Raw genomic sequence first — 18,390 nt, 5'->3', positions numbered from 1 at the left:
CCCTCCGCTCCTTATCGAAACTGTTTCGTACGCCATGACTGTACCCCCCAGCCTTAGCGAAACGAAACCGTTTCGTACGTGTGCTGGGTCACGCGCTCCCTCCGCCGGGCCGCGTGTACGAGTTGCCGCGCCCTGCGCACCGGAAAAGCATGGTGAGGTGACCGACGCGCGCGACGACACCCATGCCGACCCCGCCTACCTGCGGTTTCCGCACCTCAGCGGCGACCGCCTCTGTTTCGCGACCGAGGACGACCTCTGGGTGGCCCCACTGGCCGCGGACGGCGCCCCGGCCGGCCGCGCCTGGCGGGTCACCGTCGACCGGACCAAGGTGAGCCACCCGCGCTTCTCGCCGGACGGCCGCCACATCGCGTACACGACATGGCGCAGCCTCGACCCGGAGATCCATCTCGCCCCGGTGGACGGCGGTCCTTCGCGCAGACTCACCTATTGGGGGAGCACCGACACCCGCGTCTGCGGCTGGTCCCCCGACGGCGACATCCTCGCCGTCTCCTCGCACAACCAGCCCTTCTCCTACTTCTGCTGGGCCTACAGCGTGCCGACCGACGGCTCGCCCGGCGGCCGGCTGCCCTGGGGTCCCGTCCACGACATCGCGGTCACCGACATCGACGGCGAGCGCAAGACGCTGCTCCTGACCGGTCGGCCGCCGCACGAACCGGCCGCCTGGAAGCGCTACCGGGGCGGCGCGATGGGCCGCATGTGGATGCACGGCGAGCACATCCTCGCCGACATCGACGGGCAGCTCGACGCCCCGATGTTCGCCGGGGGCCGGATCGCCTTCCTCTCCGACCACGAGGGCGTGGGCAACCTCTACTCCTGCCTGCCCGACGGCTCCGACCTGCGCCGGCACACCGATCACGACGCGTTCTACGCCCGGCACGCGTCCAGCGACGGCACCCGCGTCGTCTACCAGTGCGCGGGCGACATCTGGATGGTCGACGACCTCTCGGCGAACTCCGAGCCGCGCCGCCTGGACGTACGGCTCGGCGGGCCGCGCACCGGGCGGCGGGTCTACCAGGTACCGGCCGCGCAGAACGTGGACGCGCTCTCCGTGGACACGACAGGCCGGGCCAGCGCCGTCGTCGTACGCGGCAGCCTGTACTGGCTCACCCACCGGGACGGGCCCGCCCGCACCATCATCGACACCCCTGGCGTACGCGTCCGGCTCCCGGAGATGCTCGGCACCGGCGGGCAGGTCGCGTACGTCACCGACGCCGACGGCGAGGACGCCGTCGAGATCGCCTACCTGCCGCGCGCCAGCGGCGACCGCGAGCCGCGCAGGCTGGCGAGCGGGGAGCTCGGCCGCGTCCAGGAGATGGTGTCCGACCCGGACGGGGAGCGCCTCGCCATCGCCTCCAACGACGGGCGGCTCCTGCTGATCGACGCCACTGAGGAATCCAACGGCGAGGTCACCGAGCTGATCCGCTCCGTCAACGGGCCCGTGCGCGATCTCGCCTTCTCCCCCGACGGCGCCTGGCTGACCTGGTCCCACCCCGGTATCGGCCGCTCCCTGCGGCAGATCAAGATGGCCCGTATCGAAGGTCCGGGCGCCCGCGCGATCGTCGACGTCACCAACGGCCGCTTCGAGGACGAGAACCCCGTCTTCACCCGCGACGGCCGCTATCTCGCCTTCCTCTCCTGGCGCGGCTTCGACCCCGTCTACGACGTGCACACCGGCGACCTCTCCTTCCCGCTCGGCTGCCGCCCCTACCTCGTCCCGCTGTCGTCGGCGACCCCGTCCCCCTTCGCGCTCTCCCCCGACGGCCGCCCTGCCGCGGGCGGACTCGACCCGGCCGAGGAGGGCGACAGGGACGGCAACGGGGAAGGCACGACCACCGTGGAGGTCGAGGGCCTGGAGAGCAGGGTCACGCCGTTCCCCGTCACGGCATCCAAGTACTCCGCGCTCCAGCCCGTCAGCGGCGGCGGCCTCGTCTGGCTGCGCTGGCCGATCTCGGGCGCGCTCGGCGAGACCTTCGCCAACCCGGCCGACACCTCGGGGCGCCCCACCCTCGAATACTTCAACATCACCAAGGCCAAGAAGTCCCAACTCGTCGAGCATCTCGACTGGTTCGCGGTCAGCGGCGACGGAACACGCCTCGTTGTGGTCGACGAGGGCGACCTCACCGCCGTGCCCTCCACCGAATCCGGGGACAGCGACACCACCGTCTGGATCGACCTGCGCCGCATCCTGCACGAGGTCGACCCGCCGGCCGAGTGGCGCCAGGCCTACGACGAGGCGGGCCGCATCATCCGCTCCTACTTCTGGGAGCCGGACATGTGCGGGATCGACTGGGACGGGGTGCTCGCGCAGTACCGCCCGCTCGTCCAACGCGTCGCGTCGCCCGACGAGTTCGCCGATCTGCTCCGCGAGGTCCTTGGCGAGCTGGGCACTTCTCACGCGTACGTCGCCGCGGCTCGCCGCAACGAAGGGCCGCCGCACTATCAGCGCGCGATGGGCCTGCTGGGCGCCAACCTGGTCTGCCGGGACGGCAGTTGGACGGTCAAGCGAATCCTGCCCGGCGACTCGTCCGACTCCAAGGCACGCTCGCCGCTGGCCGGTGCGGGGATCCGCGCGGGCGCCGTCCTCACGCACATCGACGGCCGCCCGGTCGACCCGGTCGCCGGGCCCTGGCCGCTGCTCGCGGCCGCGGGCGGCACGACCGTGGAGCTGACGTTCCAGCCGGCGGAGGGCGAGGGGCGCGCGCGGCGCGTCGCGATCGTCCCGCTGGTCAACGAACGGCCCCTGCGCTACCAGGACTGGGTGGCCAAACGGCGCGACGTCGTACGGGAGTTGAGCGGCGGCAAGTGCGGCTATCTGCACATCCCCGACATGGGCGGCTCGGGCTGGGCACAGTTCAACAGGGACCTGCGCCTCGAGGTGTCCAGGCCCGCCCTGATCGTGGACGTACGCGGCAACGCGGGCGGCCACATCAGCGAACTGGTCATCGAGAAACTGACACGCAAGATCCTGGGCTGGGACCTGACGCGGAACGCCCAGCCGGTGTCGTACGCGTCGAACGCGCCGCGCGGCCCTGTGGTGGCCCTGGCCGACGAAGCGACATCCTCCGACGGCGACATGATCACGGCGGCGTTCAAGCTGCTCGGCCTCGGTCCCGTGGTGGGGCAGCGCACGTGGGGCGGTGTGGTGGGCATGACCGGGCGGCACCGGCTCGGTGACGGGACGGTCATCACGGTGCCGATGAACGCGGGCTGGTTCGACGCGTACGGCTGGTCCGTGGAGAACCACGGCGTCGAGCCGGACCTGGACGTCCTGCGCACTCCCCTGGACTGGGCGGAGGGACGGCACGCCCAGCTCGACGACGCGGTCGGCCTCGCGCTCGACCTCCTCGACCGGCAGCCGGCGGCGACTCCGCCGGGCTACGCGGACGTGCCGGACCGACGCCGTCCGAAGCTGCCGCCGCGGGAGTAGCGGGGCTCTTCTCCGGTGTGGTCACTGTCCGTTGCTGATCGAAATGCGTGCAATGTTCCCCCGTGTCAGTCTGGTCGAGGCCCTTCCAACCTCACCCTCTAGGAGTGAACCGCATGGGCATCAAGGACCAGTTCCAGGACAAGGCCAACGACCTCGCCGACAAGGCGAAGGGCGCCATGGGCGGCGAGCAGGACGAGGCGAGCGAGCGTGCCTCGCAGGCGCAGGAGAAGTCGCGGGAGCGCGGCCAGCAGGACCTTGACGAGACGCAGCGGGCGGCGCAGGAGCAGCAGGACAAGTTCAATCAGGACTACGACGCCTGACGCTGCGCACGCTTGAACGGCAGGGCCCACCCGGAGGCACCGGGTGGGCCCTGCCGCGTACGCCATGTGCCGCGACACGCGACACGTGACGCGGGATGGCGGAATGCGGGGCGCGCACCTGACAATGGCGCGGCAACGGCCCAACTTTCCGTCATGTGGGGGGGACTTCATGTCCGGGATGCCGTCTCGTCGGGGTGTGCTGCTCGGTGCCGTGGGCGCCGGGATCGGTGTCGGCCTCGGGGTGGACACGGGGGCCGCCGTCGCGGCCGAGGGGGGCGACGCGCTCAGAGGCACGCCGCCCGTCCTGCTGACCGAGCAGGCGAGCAAGCGGATCCTCGTGCTCGACCCCGGGCGGCGGGTCTGGGACCCGGCCGCCGATCCGTCCTCCGTGCTGTGGGCGTTCTCGCCGCTGGGCGAGGCGCACTACAAGGACCTGCGGCCCGACGTCAGTTGGGTGTATCCGAGCGAGTCGAAGGTGCGGCGCGTGGGCGGCCGCACCTACGTCCTGACGACCGCGTCCTTCGGATTCGTCGCCGTCGTCGACTTCCCCTCGGGGCGCCGCTACTGGGGCACGGCGATCGGGCCCGGCGACGATCTCTTCAATCCGCACAGCGCGGAGATCCTGCCGGACGGCAATGTCGCGGTGGCGTGCAGCACGGGTGCGCTGGTGCGGTTGTACGCGGCGTCGCAGGGGCCGCGGGCCTCGCGGTACGCCGAGGCGGAGCTCAAGGGGGCGCACGGGCTGCACTGGGACGGCGCGCGTGAGGTGCTGTGGGCCATCGGTGACGACGAGCTGGTGACGTATGCCGTGGGCGGGACGAGGGCTCGGCCCACGCTGACCCGGCAGTTCTCGGTGGGGCTTCCCGTGGGTACGCCGGGGAAGACGCCGGGAGGTCACGACCTCTTCCCGGTGGCGGGGCGGGCCGGGTGGTTGTGGGTGACCACCAACGCGTCCGTCTTTCAGTACGACATCGCCGGGCGGGCCTTTGTGCAGGACTTTCCGGGGGCCGCGGAGATCGCCCGGAAGTCGGTGAAGGGGGTCGGTGATGATCCGCGGACCGGGCAGGTCGTCAGCACCGTCCCCGAGAGCGGGCTCGGGGAGACGTGGTGGACGACGAAGGTGAGCGTGCATCAGCCCGCGAGTTCGTACACCTTGGTCAACGGCGGTATTTACAAGGCGCGTTGGTTCCTGCCGCGGTAGGCAAGTGGGCTGATGTCAGTCCGACTTCTCTGACGCCAGGCGGCGGTCCATGGCCATCGACAGTTCCGCCTCCACCACGCTCTTCGCCAGCGGGCGCAGACGGTCGATGTTCTTGTCGCCCGCCTCGGGCGGTGTGTTGTCGCGGATGATCGTCACGAACAACTCCGCGAGCGCGTCCGCGTGTTCGCGTACCCGCTGGCCCGCCTCCAGGACCGTGGCCAGCGGGATGCCCTCGCGGACCAGGGCCGATGACACGTCCAGGAGGCGGCGGCTGACGTGCACGAGTTCGTCGCCGTCGGTGGCCAGATAGCCGAGGTCCAGGGCCGCGGCCAGGTTCTCGGGGGTGACCTCGCCGGCGAAGTGGTCGGCCAGGTCCTCGGGGGTGAGGCGGACCGGGGTCTCCTCGGTGGGGCCGCCCATGCCGAGGAGTTCGCCGACGTCGCGGCCGTTCTCGAAGGCCTCGGCCAGTTCCGCGATGCCGCTCAGGGTGTGGCCGCGGTCCAGGAGCGCGGCGATCGTGCGGAGCCTGGCCAGGTGGTGGTCGTCGTACCAGGCGATGCGGCCCTCGCGGCGGGGCGGTGGGATGAGCCCGCGCTCACGGTAGAAGCGCACGGTGCGCACTGTGATGCCGGCCGCCCTGGCCAGCTCCTCCATGCGGTACTCGCGTGTCTCTGCCACGGCAGCAGCCTATGCCGTGTGGATCGGGCGGGTGTTCTACCGGCGGTAACTCCTCCTGCCCAACCCCTACCCATGAGTACGTTGCTGTTCTAGTCTCCCCATTGCGCCAGTGGTCACTGGCAGAGTCAGCGGCAGTTCGGGAGGCGGCGGCATGGCCGAGCACGAGCGCGCGCGGGAGCGCGAACACGAGCATGCGGGCGAACACGAGCATGTGAGGGTGGCGGTCATCGGGTCCGGCTTCGGCGGCCTTGGCGCGGCCGTCCGGCTGCGCCGCGAGGGCATCACCGACTTCGTCGTCCTGGAGCGGGCCGGCGCGGTCGGCGGCACCTGGCGGGACAACAGCTATCCGGGCTGCGCCTGCGACGTACCCTCACACCTCTACTCGTTCTCCTTCGCGCCCAATCCCGACTGGCCGCGCACCTTCTCCGGCCAGGAGCACATCTGGGAGTACCTGGAACGGGTCGCCGACACCTTCCGGCTGCGCTCGCACATCCGCCTCAACACCGAGGTCACGCAGCTGCGTTGGGACGCCGAGCAGCTCTGGTGGGTGATCGAGACCAGCAACGGGACGCTCACCGCCGACGTCGTCGTCTCCGCCACCGGGCCGCTCTCCGACCCCAAGCTGCCGGACATCCCCGGCCTCGACACCTTCGAGGGCAAGGTCTTCCACTCCGCGCGCTGGGACCACGACTACGACCTGCGCGGCAAGCGCGTCGCGATGGTCGGCACCGGCGCCTCCGCCATCCAGATCGTGCCCGCCATCCAGCGCGAGGTCGGCAAGCTGACGCTCTTCCAGCGCACCCCGCCGTGGGTGATGCCGCGCATGGACCGCGCCATCACCGGCGCCGAGCGCTGGCTGCACCGGCAGCTGCCGTTCACCACGCACGCCAGGCGCGGCATCCTGTGGGGGATCAGGGAGCTGCAGGTCCAGGCGTTCACCAAGCGGCCGAACGAGCTCGGCGCGGTCGAGCAGCTCGCCAAGCGGAACATCCACCGCGCGGTCAAGGACCCGGCGCTGCGGGCCAAGCTGACACCGACGTACCGCATCGGCTGCAAGCGGATCCTGCTGTCCAACACGTACTACCCGGCGCTCGCGCGGCCCAACGTCGACGTCGTCGCCAGCGGCCTGAGCGAGGTGCGCGGCAACACCGTCGTCGCCGCCGACGGCACCGAGGCCGAGGTCGACGCGATCATCTTCGGTACGGGATTCCATGTGACGGACATGCCGATCGCCGACCGCGTGGTCGGTGCCGACGGCGGGACGATGATGGAGTCCTGGAAGGACGGGATGAAGTCGCTGCGCGGCGCGACCGCGGCGGGCTTCCCCAACTTCATGACGATCATCGGCCCGAATACCGGTCTCGGGAACTCCTCGATGATCCTGATGATCGAGTCCCAGCTGAACTATCTCGCCGACTACATGCGGCAGTTGGACGTCTTGGGAGGACGCGCCGCGCTCGCCGCGCGGACCGGTGCCGTGCAGGCCTGGAACGACAAGGTGCAGCGGCGGATGGAGCGCACCGTGTGGAACACCGGCGGCTGCAACAGCTGGTACCTCGACGCGAACGGCGTGAACACGACGATCTGGCCGGGCACGACGACCGAGTTCCGCAATGCCACGCGGCAGGTGGATCTCGCCGAGTACGAGGTGCTGCGGCTGGCGAAGGAGGACGCGGTGCCGAAGCCGCGTACGGGGGCGGCGACAGGCAAGGGCAAGGGCAAGGCGCGTACGGGCAAGAAGGTCGAGGTGGCCGGGGCATGAGCAGGCTGACGCATGTGACGAGCGGGCCGTTCGCGCCGCCTCCCGCGGCGCGGGAACTGACCGCTGTGTCGGCGGACGGCGCCCGGCTGCACGTCGAGGTGCACGGCCCCGACGACAAAGCAGCCGCGCCCGCCGTGGTGCTCGCGCACGGGTGGACCTGCTCGACCGCCTTCTGGGCCGCGCAGATACGTGACCTGGCGGTCGACCACCGGGTGATCGCGTACGACCAGCGGGGACACGGGCGCAGTGCCGCGCCGGCCGGCCTCGAGGGGTACAGCACGACCGCGCTCGCCGACGACCTCGAGGCGGTGCTCGCGGCGACGCTGGAACCCGGGGAGCGGGCGCTCCTTGCCGGGCACTCCATGGGCGGCATGACGATGATGGCCGCCAGTACGCGGCCCGGGTTCCGGGAGCACGCGGGAGCCGTTCTGCTGTGCAGCACGGGCAGTTCGCGGCTCGTCGCCGAGTCGACCGTGGTGCCGATCCGGGCCGGGCGGGTGCGGACGCGGGTGACGCGGTCGGTGCTCGGGGCGAAGGCGCCGCTCGGTCCTGTCACCGGGATGGCCCGGCGGATCCTCAAGTACGCCACGATGGGCGCCGGTTCGTCGCCGGACCGGGTGGACGCGTGCGCGCGGATCGTGCACGCCTGCCCGCGGGTCGTGCGCTACCGCTGGTCGCATGTGCTCGCCGAGCTGCAACTGGACGCGGGGGTCCTTGAGTTGACGGCGCCCACCGCCGTCATCGCGGGAACATCCGACCGGCTGACACCGATCACGCACGCACGGCGGATCGAGGCGATGCTGCCGGACTCCGTGGGGCTCACCGAACTGGCGGGCATCGGCCACATGACGCCGATCGAGGCGCCGGAGGTGGTGACGGAACGGATCAGGGAACTGGTCGATACGTACGTACGGGCGGACGAGCCGCAGGTCGAGGCCGAGGTCAAGGTCGAGGTCAAGGTCAAGGTCGAGGGGAGCAGCGCATGAGCAAGGTCAGCCTGGAGGGACAGGTCGCGGTCGTCACGGGCGCGGCGCGGGGCGTGGGCGAACTGCTCGCCCGCAAGCTGTCGGCGCGCGGCGCGAAGATCGCGCTGGTCGGCCTCGAGCCGGACGAGCTGAAGCAGGTCGCGGGGCGGCTGCACACCGAGGCCGAGGCGTGGCACGTGGATGTGACGGACCACGTCGCGATGGCGCGGGTCGCGCAGGAGGTCAAGGAACGGTTCGGGAAGGTCGACATCGTCGTCGCCAACGCGGGCGTCGCGAGCGGCGGTCCGTTCGTCGAGTCCGACCCCGACGCGTGGCGCCGGGTGATCGAGGTCAACCTCATCGGGAGCGCGGTGACGGGCCGGGCGTTCCTGCCGGTCCTGATGGAGAGCCGCGGCTATCTGCTCCAGATCGCCTCACTGGCGGCGATCACACCGGCCCCGATGATGACGGCGTACTGCGCGTCGAAGTCGGGAGTCGAGGCGTACGCGCACTCGCTGCGGGCGGAGGTCGGGTACAAGGGCGTGAAGGTGGGCGTCGGCTACCTGTCCTGGACGGACACGGACATGGTGCGGGGCGCCGACCAGGACGACGTGATGCGGGAGCTGCGCCAGCGCCTGCCCTGGCCGTCCAACAAGACGTACCCCCTGGGTCCGGCCGTGGACCGCATCGTCGCCGGCATCGAGCGCCGCTCCAGCCACGTGTACGCGCAGTGGTGGCTGCGCGGCATGCAGGGCATCCGCGGATACCTCCCGGCGGTGATCGGCTCCGTCGGCCAGCGGGAGATGCGGCGCTTCGAGCCGCGCCTGGGGAGCGTTTCCACGGGGCTCGTGGGGGCGGGGGGCTCGGCGGACGAGGAGGCTCGGGGGCGGTAGCGGTTCAGCGCCCTCGCACACCCGGGGGCTCAACACCCCGTACCTGTACGGGCATTCACCCCATCGAGGCATGTTCCAGAGATCGGCGGACGCAAGCACTTTCGCAATCCGAAGGTGAGACCGAGAAGACCCCGGCGGCTGTCTCACCAGCCCCGGGGCACGGCCGACACCTCTGGAGCGTCGACATGCCCGAGCGTAGCCTTCCACCAGTGCCACAGGCACTGCCTTCCGCGTCCGCCACCGAACAGCCGAGAGCCATCGCCGCATTGCGTCTCAGCTGCCTCACGAGTGTCACCACATCCCCCGAGCGGCAGCGCGCGGCGATTCGGCTCTGCGCCGAACGGTTGGGCCTCACAGTCGCCGCCGAGGCCGAGGCCGTGGACTTCGGCGTCTCGGCCCGCAGAACGTCGCCGTTCGAACGTCCTTCCCTGTCGGCCTGGCTCGACCGCCCCGCCGAGTACGACGCCGTCGTCTGGTCACACGTCGACCGCGCCGTGCGGTCCGTGACGCACATGACCGAGTTGCTCAGTTGGAGTCAGCAGCACGCTCGGACCCTCGTATTCGCGAACGCCGAAGCGGACCACCCCCTCGTCGTGACGCCACAGGCGGACGGCTCCACCATCCGTCGATGCCTGGACCTGGCGTACATCGCGGAGCAGGAGACCCGCACCATCTCCACTCGCCTCACCGGAAGCCACGAAGCACTGCGCGCTGCCGGTCGCTACGGAGGTGGCCTGGTCCCCTTCGGCTACCGCAAGGCACTGCACCCATCGGGCAGCGGGTGGCAACTGGCCCCCGACCCCGAGACCGCCGGTCTCGTTCGCATGATCGTGGAAGATGCGCACGCGGGTCTGTCCCTGGTCGCGATCGCACGCAAACTCAACGAGGCGGGTGTTCTGGTGCCGCGGGACCGGCACGCGCAACTGCAGGGCCGCCCGACGGGCGGGCGGCGGCACGGTACGCCGAAGGCGCTCCCGTTCTCATCGGCCCGCCCTTGCTCGGTGAGGGCGATTTCGACGCACTGCAGAGCCTGCTCCGCACACGTTCCCGGGGCCGTCACACCAGGACCCGGTCAACCGCTCTCCTCACGGGCGTCGCGCACTGCGCCGGATGCGGCGGGCGCATGTACTTCGCCGCGCGAAAGGACTGCCCGTACGGCGACTACGTATGCCGCGCGGCCTCCCGAGCCGAAACCTGTCCCGCACCCGCGGGAATGCGTTCGGACTGGCTCGATCCCTATGCGACCAACTGTTTCAGTCGGACGACAGCGACGAGCGGCAACGTGACACGCGAGCAGCTCCTGAGCCACGGCGTACGCGTCACCGTCGCGAAAGGCCGCCGCGGCGGCGACAGCACCAGGCTGGCCGGGCCGGCCTCGTCCCGCCTGACCTTCACTCTCGAGGAACGCCCACCGCGGGAAGGCTGAGCCCGAGCGGGGCGGTGCCGGATCGACCGGAGCGCCCCGCATGCTCTCTCACAGCTCGAAGACGACCGTCACGGGAGCGTGATCCGACCACCGTTCCTCGTGGCTGGCCGCCCGCTCCACGAACCCCTTGACCGCACGGTCGGCGAGCCCGGGGGTCGCGGCGACGAGATCGATCCTCCAACCTGCGTCATTGTCGAAGGCCCGCCCCCGGTACGACCACCACGAGTACGGCCCCTCGACATCCGGGTGCAGGGCGCGAACGACGTCGACATAGCCGCCGGACTCCGCGTCGAAGACCTCACCGAGCCAGGCACGCTCCTCGGGCAGGAAGCCCGAGTTCTTCTTGTTGCCCTTCCAGTTCTTGAGGTCGGCCTCCTGGTGCGCGATGTTCCAGTCGCCGCAGACGACGACCTGGCGCCCTTCGGCGGCGGCCCGCACCTTCAGCCCCTTCAGATATGTGAGGAACTCCCCCATGAAGCGGATCTTCTCGTCCTGCCGCTCCGTGCCGACCTCACCGGAGGGCAGATACAGGCTCGCGACCGTGACCCCGGGCAGATCGGCCTCGACGTACCGCCCACTGCCGTCGAACTCCTGCGACCCGAATCCGATCTGTACCCGCTCCGGCTCACGGCGCGTATAGAGGGAGACACCCGCGCGCCCCTTGGCCGCGGCCGGCGCGTGCACGACATGCCAGCCCTCGGGGTCCCGCACCTCGTCCGGCAGCTGCTGCGGCTCGGCGCGCACTTCCTGCAGGCAGAGCACGTCGGCGGAGGTACCGGCGAGCCACTCGACGAAGCCCTTCTTCGCGGCGGCGCGCAGCCCGTTCACATTCACGCTGGTCACTGTGAGCATCCGGGAACGATACCGGCACACTTAATGAGGAAGCGCACGCACTCGCATAGAAGTACGATACTCCGCATGACTATCCACCCGCCTCAGCAGTCGGCCGCGGTTGAGCTCCGCCCCACCCCCTTCGACCACCCCGACGCGATCAAGCTGAACGACCGTGTCCAGCTCGAATACGCCGAGCGGTACGGCGACGAGGGCGATGTCACCCCGCTCGACCCGGCGATGTTCCGCCCGCCGGGCGGCCTCTATCTCGTCGCGTACGACACGAACGGCACCGCCCTGGCCACCGGCGGCTGGCGCGCCCACGAGACGAACGACGAGGGGTACGCGGACGGCGACGCCGAGATCAAGCGGATGTACGTCACCCCGGAGGCCCGCGGCCTCGGCCTCGCCCGCCGCATCCTGGCCGTCCTCGAGGACGACGCGCGGGCGGCGGGCCGCACCCGCATGGTCCTGGAGACCGGCACGAAGCAGCCGGAGGCGATAGCCCTCTACACCTCGACCGGCTACACCCCGGCGCCCACCAAGTTCGGCCACTACCGCTTCGAGAACCTGAGCCGCTGCTTCGTGAAGGCGCTGTAGCCCTTCAGACGCCGCAGTCCTTCAAGACGCCGCAGCTCTTCGGCACACGCAAAGATCCCGCCCGGTTCGATGAACCGGACGGGATCTCATGTGCAGTGGACCTGTGGGGATTTGAACCCCAGACCCCCTCGATGCGAACGAGGTGCGCTACCAGACTGCGCCACAGGCCCTTGCAACGAGTGAAACTCTAGCATCCCGATCCGGGTGCCCGGAAATCCGTTCCTGGCTGGTCAGGCATCACTCGTTGGCGGCACGCGGCCGCTCCCCTTCCTCGTACTGATCGAAGAGCGGGGTGCGCCCGCGCTCGCGGGCCCTGCGGGCGGACGCGGCCCGCCGTGCGTCGCTGCGGCCACCGCCACCATCCGCCTCATCGGCGCCGCCCGCCTCATCCGCGTACGCGTCGTCGGCACCCTCACGCCGGGCCTCATCGGCGGCACCGGCCCCCGCCGGCTCCATCGCGCTCGACCGCGCCGAGCTCCAGGCGTCGGGTGCGCCCAGGTCGACGTCGCCGGTGGCGCGCGGGGCGACGGGCGCGGTCACATACGTCGGCAGCGGCACCGGCACCGGGTCCCAGCTGTCGCCGTGCCCGGGGCGGCGCTGCCGCTCGCGCTGCTGGTCGACCCACTCGGCGTGGTCGGTCTGCTCGACCAGGGCGCGGCGGTCGGCGGCGAGCGCGGAAAGACCGGTCTCCGTGTCGGGAGCTGGTCCTTCCTCCGGCACGTCGACCACCGCGTCCGTGCCGGACGGCCGCCTGCGCGGCTGGCGTTCCCGCAGCCGCTGCGCCGCGACCTCGGCCCGGCGCCGGTCCATGGTGTAGGTGAAGCGGCGCCGCTCCTGGCCGCGCAGGTACACGATGTACGCGCTCAGGAGCGCGGCCGGGGCGGCGGGCGCCCACAGGAAGGCGAGCCCGCCGACCGCCGCGACGATCGCACCGAGCGTGAAGGCGACGAACAGCATGACCGTCGTACGCCGACGGCGCGCGAGCACCTTCGTGCGCCGAGCGCGCGCGGCGGCTTCCGCCGACGCGGCCCGCCGGGCGGGCGACTGCGCCGGGGCCGGAGCTGGGGCCGGATCCGGGGGCTGTTGTGCAGGAGGCTGCTGCGCCGGGGGCTTCGCCTGGGGGTGCCGTGTGGCGGAGTTCGGAGGCGCGACAAAGGCCCGGACGTCCACCGAACCGGTGGCGTCGTCCGGGTCGCGCGACTCCTCCTCCTCAGGCGAGCGCGCTTGCAGGTCCTTGGCGTATCGGCGCTCCATCCCCGCCCGTCCGGACAGAAGCCGGATGGCGGTGCTGAAGCGTTCCGTCGGACGGGCTTCATTGAGCTCGTCCTGCCTACGGAGCCACATCGGCACCAAGTAGGCGGCCCAGGCCCCGACGATGACTGCGTAGATGAGGCCGCTGCTGCTCACGCCTCACACGGTAGAGGGGTTTGCGTGAGGCCATCTGCCAATTGGGCCGGTGTGTCGCACGATCTGGCTGATATCTCGAACTTTTTTTGTGACTGATGCGATCAACAGGCCACCAAGACCGTGAAATTAATGCCTCAGAGGGACCAAGTCGGGCCTCAGGCGGTCGATCACCGACCAATTTCAAACACGTATTCTATTTACGCGGTGTTCCGAGGTCGTGCCTGGTGCCAGCGCCGGAGCAACCCTTCCGGTACCTCTTCAGCGGTGAGCGCGAAGACAAGATGGTCACGCCAGGCACCGTCGATGTGGAGAAAACGTGGGCGGAGCCCCTCCTCGCGGAATCCGAGTTTCTCCACGACCCGGCGACTTGGCCCGTTCTCGGGGCGAATACAGACCTCGATACGGTGCAGCCCGACCGACCGGAAGCAATGGTCCACCGCGAGCGCGACGGCGGTGGGCATCACACCGCGGCCCGCCACCGACTGGTCGACCCAGTAGCCGACATGGCCCGAGCACATCGATCCCCAGGTGATCCCGGCGACCGTCAGCTGCCCTACGAGCCGCCCCTGGTACTCGATCACGAAGGGCAGCATGCGTCCCGCGGCGGCCTCCGCGCGCAGATGGCGGACCATCTGACGGTACGTCGGGCGGTGCACGATCGGGCCGCTCGCCGTGGGCGGCGGGATGGTGGCCTCCCAGGGGCGCAGCCAGTCCCGGTTGCGCCGGTTGACCTCACGCCAGGCCCGCTGGTCGCGCATCTTTATGGGGCGGAGGGCGACATCGCCGTCCGTGAGCTCGACGGGCCAGGAGGGGCTGTTCAGCTGGCACCCCCGGAGGGTCTGGGGTGGTCGCCACCCCGGAGCTGCTCGACGGCGTGCGTCAGCAGGGGCTCCAGGACGGCGAGGCCGTCGCGTACGCCGCCGGTGGAGCCCGGCAGGTTCACGATGAGCGTCCGGCCCGCGACTCCGGCGAGGCCCCGGGAGAGCACGGCCGTGGGGACCTTCTCCCTGCCGTACGCGCGGATCGCCTCGGGGATGCCGGGCACTTCGTAGTCGATGACGCGGCGGGTGGCCTCGGGGGTGCGGTCGGTGGGCGAGACGCCGGTGCCGCCGGTGGTGAGGATCACATCGAACCCGGCGTCCGCTCCGGCGCGCAGGGCTTGCTCGACGGGGTCGCCGTCCGGGACGACCTGGGGGCCCTCGACCGCGAAGCCGAGCGCCGTCAGGCCCTCGGCGATGAGGGGCCCGCCGCGGTCGGCGTAGACGCCGGCTGCGGCGCGGTTGGACGCCGTGACGACGAGGGCGCGGTAGGCCGTCATGCCCCGGCTCCTTCGCGGCTCCAGTCCCCGGACTTGCCGCCGGTCTTCTGCTCCACGCGTACGTCCGTGATGACCGCGCCCTTGTCGACGGCCTTGACCATGTCGATCACCGTGAGGGCCGCGACGGACACCGCGGTGAGGGCCTCCATCTCGACGCCCGTACGGTCCGTGGTCTTCACCGTGGCGGCGATCTCGACGGCGTCGTCCGCCACGGAGAGGTCGAGTTTCACTCCGGAGACGGCGAGCGGGTGACAGAGCGGGATCAGGTCCGGGGTGCGCTTGGCTCCCATGATGCCCGCGATCCGCGCGGTGGCCAGGGCGTCGCCCTTGGGGACGCCCTCGCCGCGCAGCAGCTCGATCACGCGGGGGGAGACGAGGACGCGGCCGGTGGCACGGGCGGTGCGCGCGGTCACGTCCTTCTCGGATACGTCGACCATGCGGGCGGCGCCCGCTTCGTCGATGTGCGTCAGTCGCTGCGTACTCATGTGCTGTGGCGCTCCCGGTCCTGGCTCTCCCGCGGTGCGGCGCGGGGGCCTGTGTGCGCGACACCGTACCGCGCGGACCGCCTTCTCAGCCGAGCAGGACCACCTCGACGTCGGCACCCGGCTCCACCGAAGTGGTCTTCTCCGGGACGACGATCAGCGCGTCCGCGTGGGCGAGGGCCGCCACGAGATGGGACCCGGCGCCGCCCACGGGCCGCACGGTGCCCGACTCTGCGTCGTACCGCCCGCGCAGGAATTGCCGCTTCCCCGCGGGCGAGGTCAGCGCCTTGTCGGCGGTGAGCTCGGCGCGCGTGGTGGGCCGGTGGACGTCCGGGAGGCCCATCAAGGTGCGCACGGCGGGTCGTACGAAGATCTCGAACGAGACGTACGACGACACCGGGTTGCCCGGCAGCGCGAGCAGCGGGGTGTGGTCGGGGCCGATGGAGCCGAAGCCCTGCGGCTTGCCGGGCTGCATGGCGAGCTTGCGGAACTCGATGCCGCTGCCCGCTTCGTCCTCGTCGCCGATCGAGGAGAGGGCCTCCTTCACGACGTCGTACGCGCCGACGCTGACGCCGCCGGTGGTGACGATGAGGTCGGCGCGGATCAGCTGGTCCTCGATGGTGGAGCGCAGTGTCTCGGCGTCGTCGGCGACCGCTCCCACGCGGTAGGCGATCGCTCCGGCGTCCCGCGCGGCCGCGGTGAGGGCGAAGCTGTTGGAGTCGTAGATCTGGCCCTTGCCCAACTCCTCGCCGGGCTGGATCAGTTCGCTGCCGGTGGACATGACGACCACGCGGGGGCGCGGGCGCACCGTGACCGTGCCGCGGCCGATCGCGGCGAGCAGGGCGATCTGCGGGGCGCCGAGGACCGTACCCGCGGTCAGGGCGCGGTCGCCGGCCCGGACGTCGCTGCCCCGCGCGCGGACGTGCGCGCGTGCCTCGGCCGGGCGGTGCACGCGGACCTCTCCGGAGGCGCCGTCCGGGGCGGCGCTGTGGGCGCGCATCCCGGAGACGGGGCCTTCGCCGAGGCCTCCGTCGGTCCACTCCACGGGGACGACGGCCTCGGCGCCGGGCGGCAGCGGGGCGCCGGTCATGATGCGGGCTGCCTGTCCGGCGCCGACGGTGGGCTGCTCGCCCTGGCCCGCGGCCACGTCGCCGATGACCGTGAGGACGGCGGGGAACTCCTCGCTCGCGCCCGCGATGTCGGCGACCCGGACCGCGTACCCGTCCATGGAGCTGTTGTCGAAGGGCGGCAGCGAGACGGGCACCGTGACGTCCTCGACGAGGACGCACCCCTGGGCGTCGAGGAGTTGGAGCTCGATGGGCTCCAGGGGGCGGACGGATCCGAGGATGTCGTCCAGGTGCTCGCTCACCGACCAGAGATGGTCCTGGCCGGTGACTTCGGTCGTCGCGCTGCTGCTCAAAGTGCTACATCTCCTCGGACACGTAACTGCGAAGCCAGGCCTGGAAGTCCGGGCCCAGGTCTTCACGTTCGCACGCGAGTCTGACAATGGCACGCAGATAGTCGCCGCGGTCGCCGGTGTCATAGCGGCGGCCCTTGAAGACCACGCCGTGCACGGGGCCGCCGACCTTCTCGTCCTCCGCGAGCTGCTGGAGCGCGTCGGTGAGCTGGATCTCGCCGCCGCGGCCCGGCTCGGTCTTGCGCAGTATGTCGAAGACGTGGGGGTCGAGGACGTAACGGCCGATGATGGCGTAGTTGCTGGGGGCGTCCGCCGCTTCGGGCTTCTCGACGAGGCCGGTGACCTTCACGACGTCGCTCTCGTCGGTGATGTCGACGGCCGCGCAGCCGTAGAGGTGGATCTGCTCCGGGGCCACCTCCATGAGGGCGATGACGCTGCCGCCGTGCCGCTCCTGGACCTCGACCATGCGGGCGAGCAGGGGGTCGCGCGGGTCGATCAGGTCGTCGCCGAGGAGCACGGCGAACGGCTCGTGGCCGACGTGCGGGGCGGCGCACAGGACGGCGTGACCGAGCCCCTTGGGGTCGCCCTGGCGTACGTAGTGCATCGTCGCGAGGTCGCTGGACTCCTGGACCTTCGCCAGTCTCGCCTCGTCGCCCTTCTTCAGAAGGGCCGACTCCAGTTCGTAGTTGCGGTCGAAGTGGTCCTCGAGGGGGCGCTTGTTGCGGCCCGTGATCATGAGGACGTCATCGAGGCCCGCCGAGGCGGCCTCCTCGACCACGTACTGGATCGCCGGCTTGTCGACGACGGGCAGCATCTCCTTCGGAGTGGCCTTGGTCGCCGGCAGGAACCGGGTGCCCAGACCTGCTGCCGGAATGACAGCCTTGCTGATCCTGGGGGGGTGAGACTCAGTCATGTCCGTAACCATAACCGGTGCGTATGTGCGGAATCTGTGACTCCGGACAATTAGTTCTCATATGAGCGCAACTGGAAGGATTTGTGGCTACGCCATGGCAGAGACCGGCTCGGACAAGGCAACCAAGCGCACATTGCGAGGAGAGTTCCTCGCGGTTAGAAGCCGGTTGACTAGGGATGACGCGCAGGAGGCCGCCGCGGTTCTCGCCGAGCGCGCATTGGAGTTGCCGGAGCTCGCGGGGGCGCGCACGGTCGCGGCGTACGTCTCCGTGGGGAGCGAACCGGGCACGCGCGCGCTCCTCGACGCCCTGCACGCGCGCGGGACGCGGGTCCTGCTGCCGGTGCTCCTCGCGGACAACGACCTGGACTGGGGGGCGTACGACGGCGAGGGCTCACTTGGGCGCGTACAACACGCGGGAAAGATCGAGCTGTTGGAGCCCTCGGGGACGCGCCTGGGCCCCGACGCCGTCACCGGGGCGGACGTCGTGCTGCTGCCCGGCCTCGCCGTCGACGAGCGCGGGATGCGTCTGGGGCGCGGCGGAGGGTCGTACGACAGGGTGCTTGCCCGCCTTGAGCGGGCGGGCGCCGATCCGGCCCTGGTGGTGCTTCTGTACGACGCGGAGGTCGTCGCCCGTGTCCCGGCCGAGGCCCACGACAAGCCGGTGCACGCCGTGGTCACGCCGTCGGGAGTACGCCGCTTCGGCTGACCTCCCCCTGACGTGAAAGGGCC

At 70.9% G+C, this 18,390-nt stretch carries 17 protein-coding genes, 1 tRNA gene and 2 pseudogenes; 11 read left to right on the top strand and 9 right to left on the bottom strand.

Annotation, left to right across the window (positions count from 1 at the left end):
• Positions 1 to 34: 34 nt before the first annotated feature.
• The 3 genes from OG453_RS08095 (at position 35) to OG453_RS08085 (ending at position 4,969) form a co-directional block, all read left to right on the top strand.
• Positions 35 to 3,448 carry a S41 family peptidase gene (locus OG453_RS08095; protein WP_266865931.1) on the top strand — a complete coding sequence of 1,138 codons (3,414 nt, stop codon included), beginning with the start codon at positions 35 to 37 and terminating at the stop codon, positions 3,446 to 3,448.
• Between the two features lie 113 nt (positions 3,449 to 3,561).
• Entirely contained in the window at positions 3,562 to 3,768 is a 207-nt protein-coding gene (locus tag OG453_RS08090) for a hypothetical protein (RefSeq protein ID WP_266865929.1), read from the top strand.
• Between the two features lie 178 nt (positions 3,769 to 3,946).
• A complete protein-coding gene (locus OG453_RS08085) occupies positions 3,947 to 4,969 on the top strand; it encodes a DUF6528 family protein (RefSeq protein WP_266865927.1) in 1,023 nt (340 codons plus the stop codon).
• A 15-nt stretch (positions 4,970 to 4,984) separates the two neighbouring features.
• On the opposite strand, the gene OG453_RS08080 is transcribed toward OG453_RS08085, so the two are convergent.
• Complete coding sequence (locus OG453_RS08080; protein WP_266869748.1) at positions 4,985 to 5,623, bottom strand: MerR family transcriptional regulator; 639 nt, start codon at positions 5,621 to 5,623, stop codon at positions 4,985 to 4,987.
• Between the two features lie 175 nt (positions 5,624 to 5,798).
• Here OG453_RS08080 and OG453_RS08075 point away from each other — a divergent pair, with 175 nt between their 5' ends.
• The 6 genes and pseudogenes from OG453_RS08075 to OG453_RS08060 all read left to right on the top strand — a co-directional run bounded on the left by OG453_RS08075 (position 5,799) and on the right by OG453_RS08060 (position 10,693).
• Positions 5,799 to 7,409 (top strand): NAD(P)/FAD-dependent oxidoreductase, encoded by a 1,611-nt coding sequence (locus tag OG453_RS08075; protein ID WP_266865925.1) that lies wholly within the window; start codon positions 5,799 to 5,801, stop codon positions 7,407 to 7,409.
• Positions 7,406 to 8,395, top strand: coding sequence for an alpha/beta fold hydrolase (locus OG453_RS08070; RefSeq protein ID WP_266865924.1), 990 nt, complete (start codon positions 7,406 to 7,408; stop codon positions 8,393 to 8,395). Before OG453_RS08075 ends, OG453_RS08070 begins: the two co-directional genes overlap by 4 nt.
• Positions 8,392 to 9,267 carry an SDR family oxidoreductase gene (locus OG453_RS08065; protein WP_266865922.1) on the top strand — a complete coding sequence of 292 codons (876 nt, stop codon included), beginning with the start codon at positions 8,392 to 8,394 and terminating at the stop codon, positions 9,265 to 9,267. Before OG453_RS08070 ends, OG453_RS08065 begins: the two co-directional genes overlap by 4 nt.
• 185 nt (positions 9,268 to 9,452) lie before the next feature.
• Positions 9,453 to 9,932 (top strand): annotated as a pseudogene (locus tag OG453_RS45330) (recombinase family protein); the annotation flags it as partial.
• A pseudogene (locus tag OG453_RS45325) lies at positions 9,896 to 10,444 on the top strand (hypothetical protein); the annotation flags it as partial. The pseudogenes OG453_RS45330 and OG453_RS45325, both read left to right, overlap by 37 nt.
• Positions 10,445 to 10,549: 105 nt before the next feature.
• Positions 10,550 to 10,693: a hypothetical protein gene (locus tag OG453_RS08060; protein WP_266865920.1), complete on the top strand. Its 144-nt coding sequence runs from the start codon at positions 10,550 to 10,552 to the stop codon at positions 10,691 to 10,693.
• Positions 10,694 to 10,741: 48 nt separating this feature from the next.
• Here OG453_RS08060 and OG453_RS08055 read toward each other — a convergent pair whose 3' ends face one another.
• On the bottom strand, positions 10,742 to 11,545 hold the full coding sequence (locus tag OG453_RS08055; RefSeq protein ID WP_266865918.1) for an exodeoxyribonuclease III: 804 nt from the start codon (positions 11,543 to 11,545) through the stop codon (positions 10,742 to 10,744).
• A 66-nt stretch (positions 11,546 to 11,611) separates the two neighbouring features.
• Between OG453_RS08055 and OG453_RS08050 the strand changes: the two genes are divergently transcribed.
• Positions 11,612 to 12,124: a GNAT family N-acetyltransferase gene (locus tag OG453_RS08050; protein WP_266865916.1), complete on the top strand. Its 513-nt coding sequence runs from the start codon at positions 11,612 to 11,614 to the stop codon at positions 12,122 to 12,124.
• A gap of 96 nt (positions 12,125 to 12,220) precedes the next feature.
• Here OG453_RS08050 and OG453_RS08045 read toward each other — a convergent pair.
• From OG453_RS08045 to galU, 7 genes are all read right to left on the bottom strand, one after another.
• Positions 12,221 to 12,294 (bottom strand) — tRNA-Ala (locus OG453_RS08045).
• Between the two features lie 67 nt (positions 12,295 to 12,361).
• Positions 12,362 to 13,531 (bottom strand): gephyrin-like molybdotransferase receptor GlpR, encoded by a 1,170-nt coding sequence (gene glpR / locus OG453_RS08040; RefSeq protein WP_266865914.1) that lies wholly within the window; start codon positions 13,529 to 13,531, stop codon positions 12,362 to 12,364.
• Between the two features lie 197 nt (positions 13,532 to 13,728).
• Complete coding sequence (locus OG453_RS08035) at positions 13,729 to 14,352, bottom strand: GNAT family N-acetyltransferase (RefSeq protein WP_266869747.1); 624 nt, start codon at positions 14,350 to 14,352, stop codon at positions 13,729 to 13,731.
• Positions 14,349 to 14,849: a molybdenum cofactor biosynthesis protein B gene (locus tag OG453_RS08030; RefSeq protein ID WP_266865913.1), complete on the bottom strand. Its 501-nt coding sequence runs from the start codon at positions 14,847 to 14,849 to the stop codon at positions 14,349 to 14,351. Before OG453_RS08030 ends, OG453_RS08035 begins: the two co-directional genes overlap by 4 nt.
• Entirely contained in the window at positions 14,846 to 15,334 is a 489-nt protein-coding gene (gene moaC, locus OG453_RS08025) for a cyclic pyranopterin monophosphate synthase MoaC (RefSeq protein ID WP_266865911.1), read from the bottom strand. Before moaC ends, OG453_RS08030 begins: the two co-directional genes overlap by 4 nt.
• A gap of 85 nt (positions 15,335 to 15,419) precedes the next feature.
• Positions 15,420 to 16,751, bottom strand: coding sequence for a gephyrin-like molybdotransferase Glp (gene glp / locus OG453_RS08020; protein ID WP_266865909.1), 1,332 nt, complete (start codon positions 16,749 to 16,751; stop codon positions 15,420 to 15,422).
• A 4-nt stretch (positions 16,752 to 16,755) separates the two neighbouring features.
• The gene (gene galU, locus OG453_RS08015; protein WP_266865907.1) at positions 16,756 to 17,661 is read right to left on the bottom strand and encodes a UTP--glucose-1-phosphate uridylyltransferase GalU; all 906 of its coding nucleotides are present in this window, start codon (positions 17,659 to 17,661) and stop codon (positions 16,756 to 16,758) included.
• Between the two features lie 94 nt (positions 17,662 to 17,755).
• On the opposite strand from galU, the gene OG453_RS08010 reads away from it, so the two are divergent.
• Positions 17,756 to 18,367, top strand: a complete 612-nt coding sequence (locus OG453_RS08010) for a 5-formyltetrahydrofolate cyclo-ligase (RefSeq protein ID WP_266865905.1) — start codon at positions 17,756 to 17,758, stop codon at positions 18,365 to 18,367.
• The last annotated feature ends 23 nt before the right edge of the window (positions 18,368 to 18,390 follow it).

This window comes from Streptomyces sp. NBC_01381 (assembly GCF_026340305.1).
GTDB lineage: Bacteria > Actinomycetota > Actinomycetes > Streptomycetales > Streptomycetaceae > Streptomyces.
This window is presented reverse-complemented; position numbering and strand designations above follow the sequence as displayed.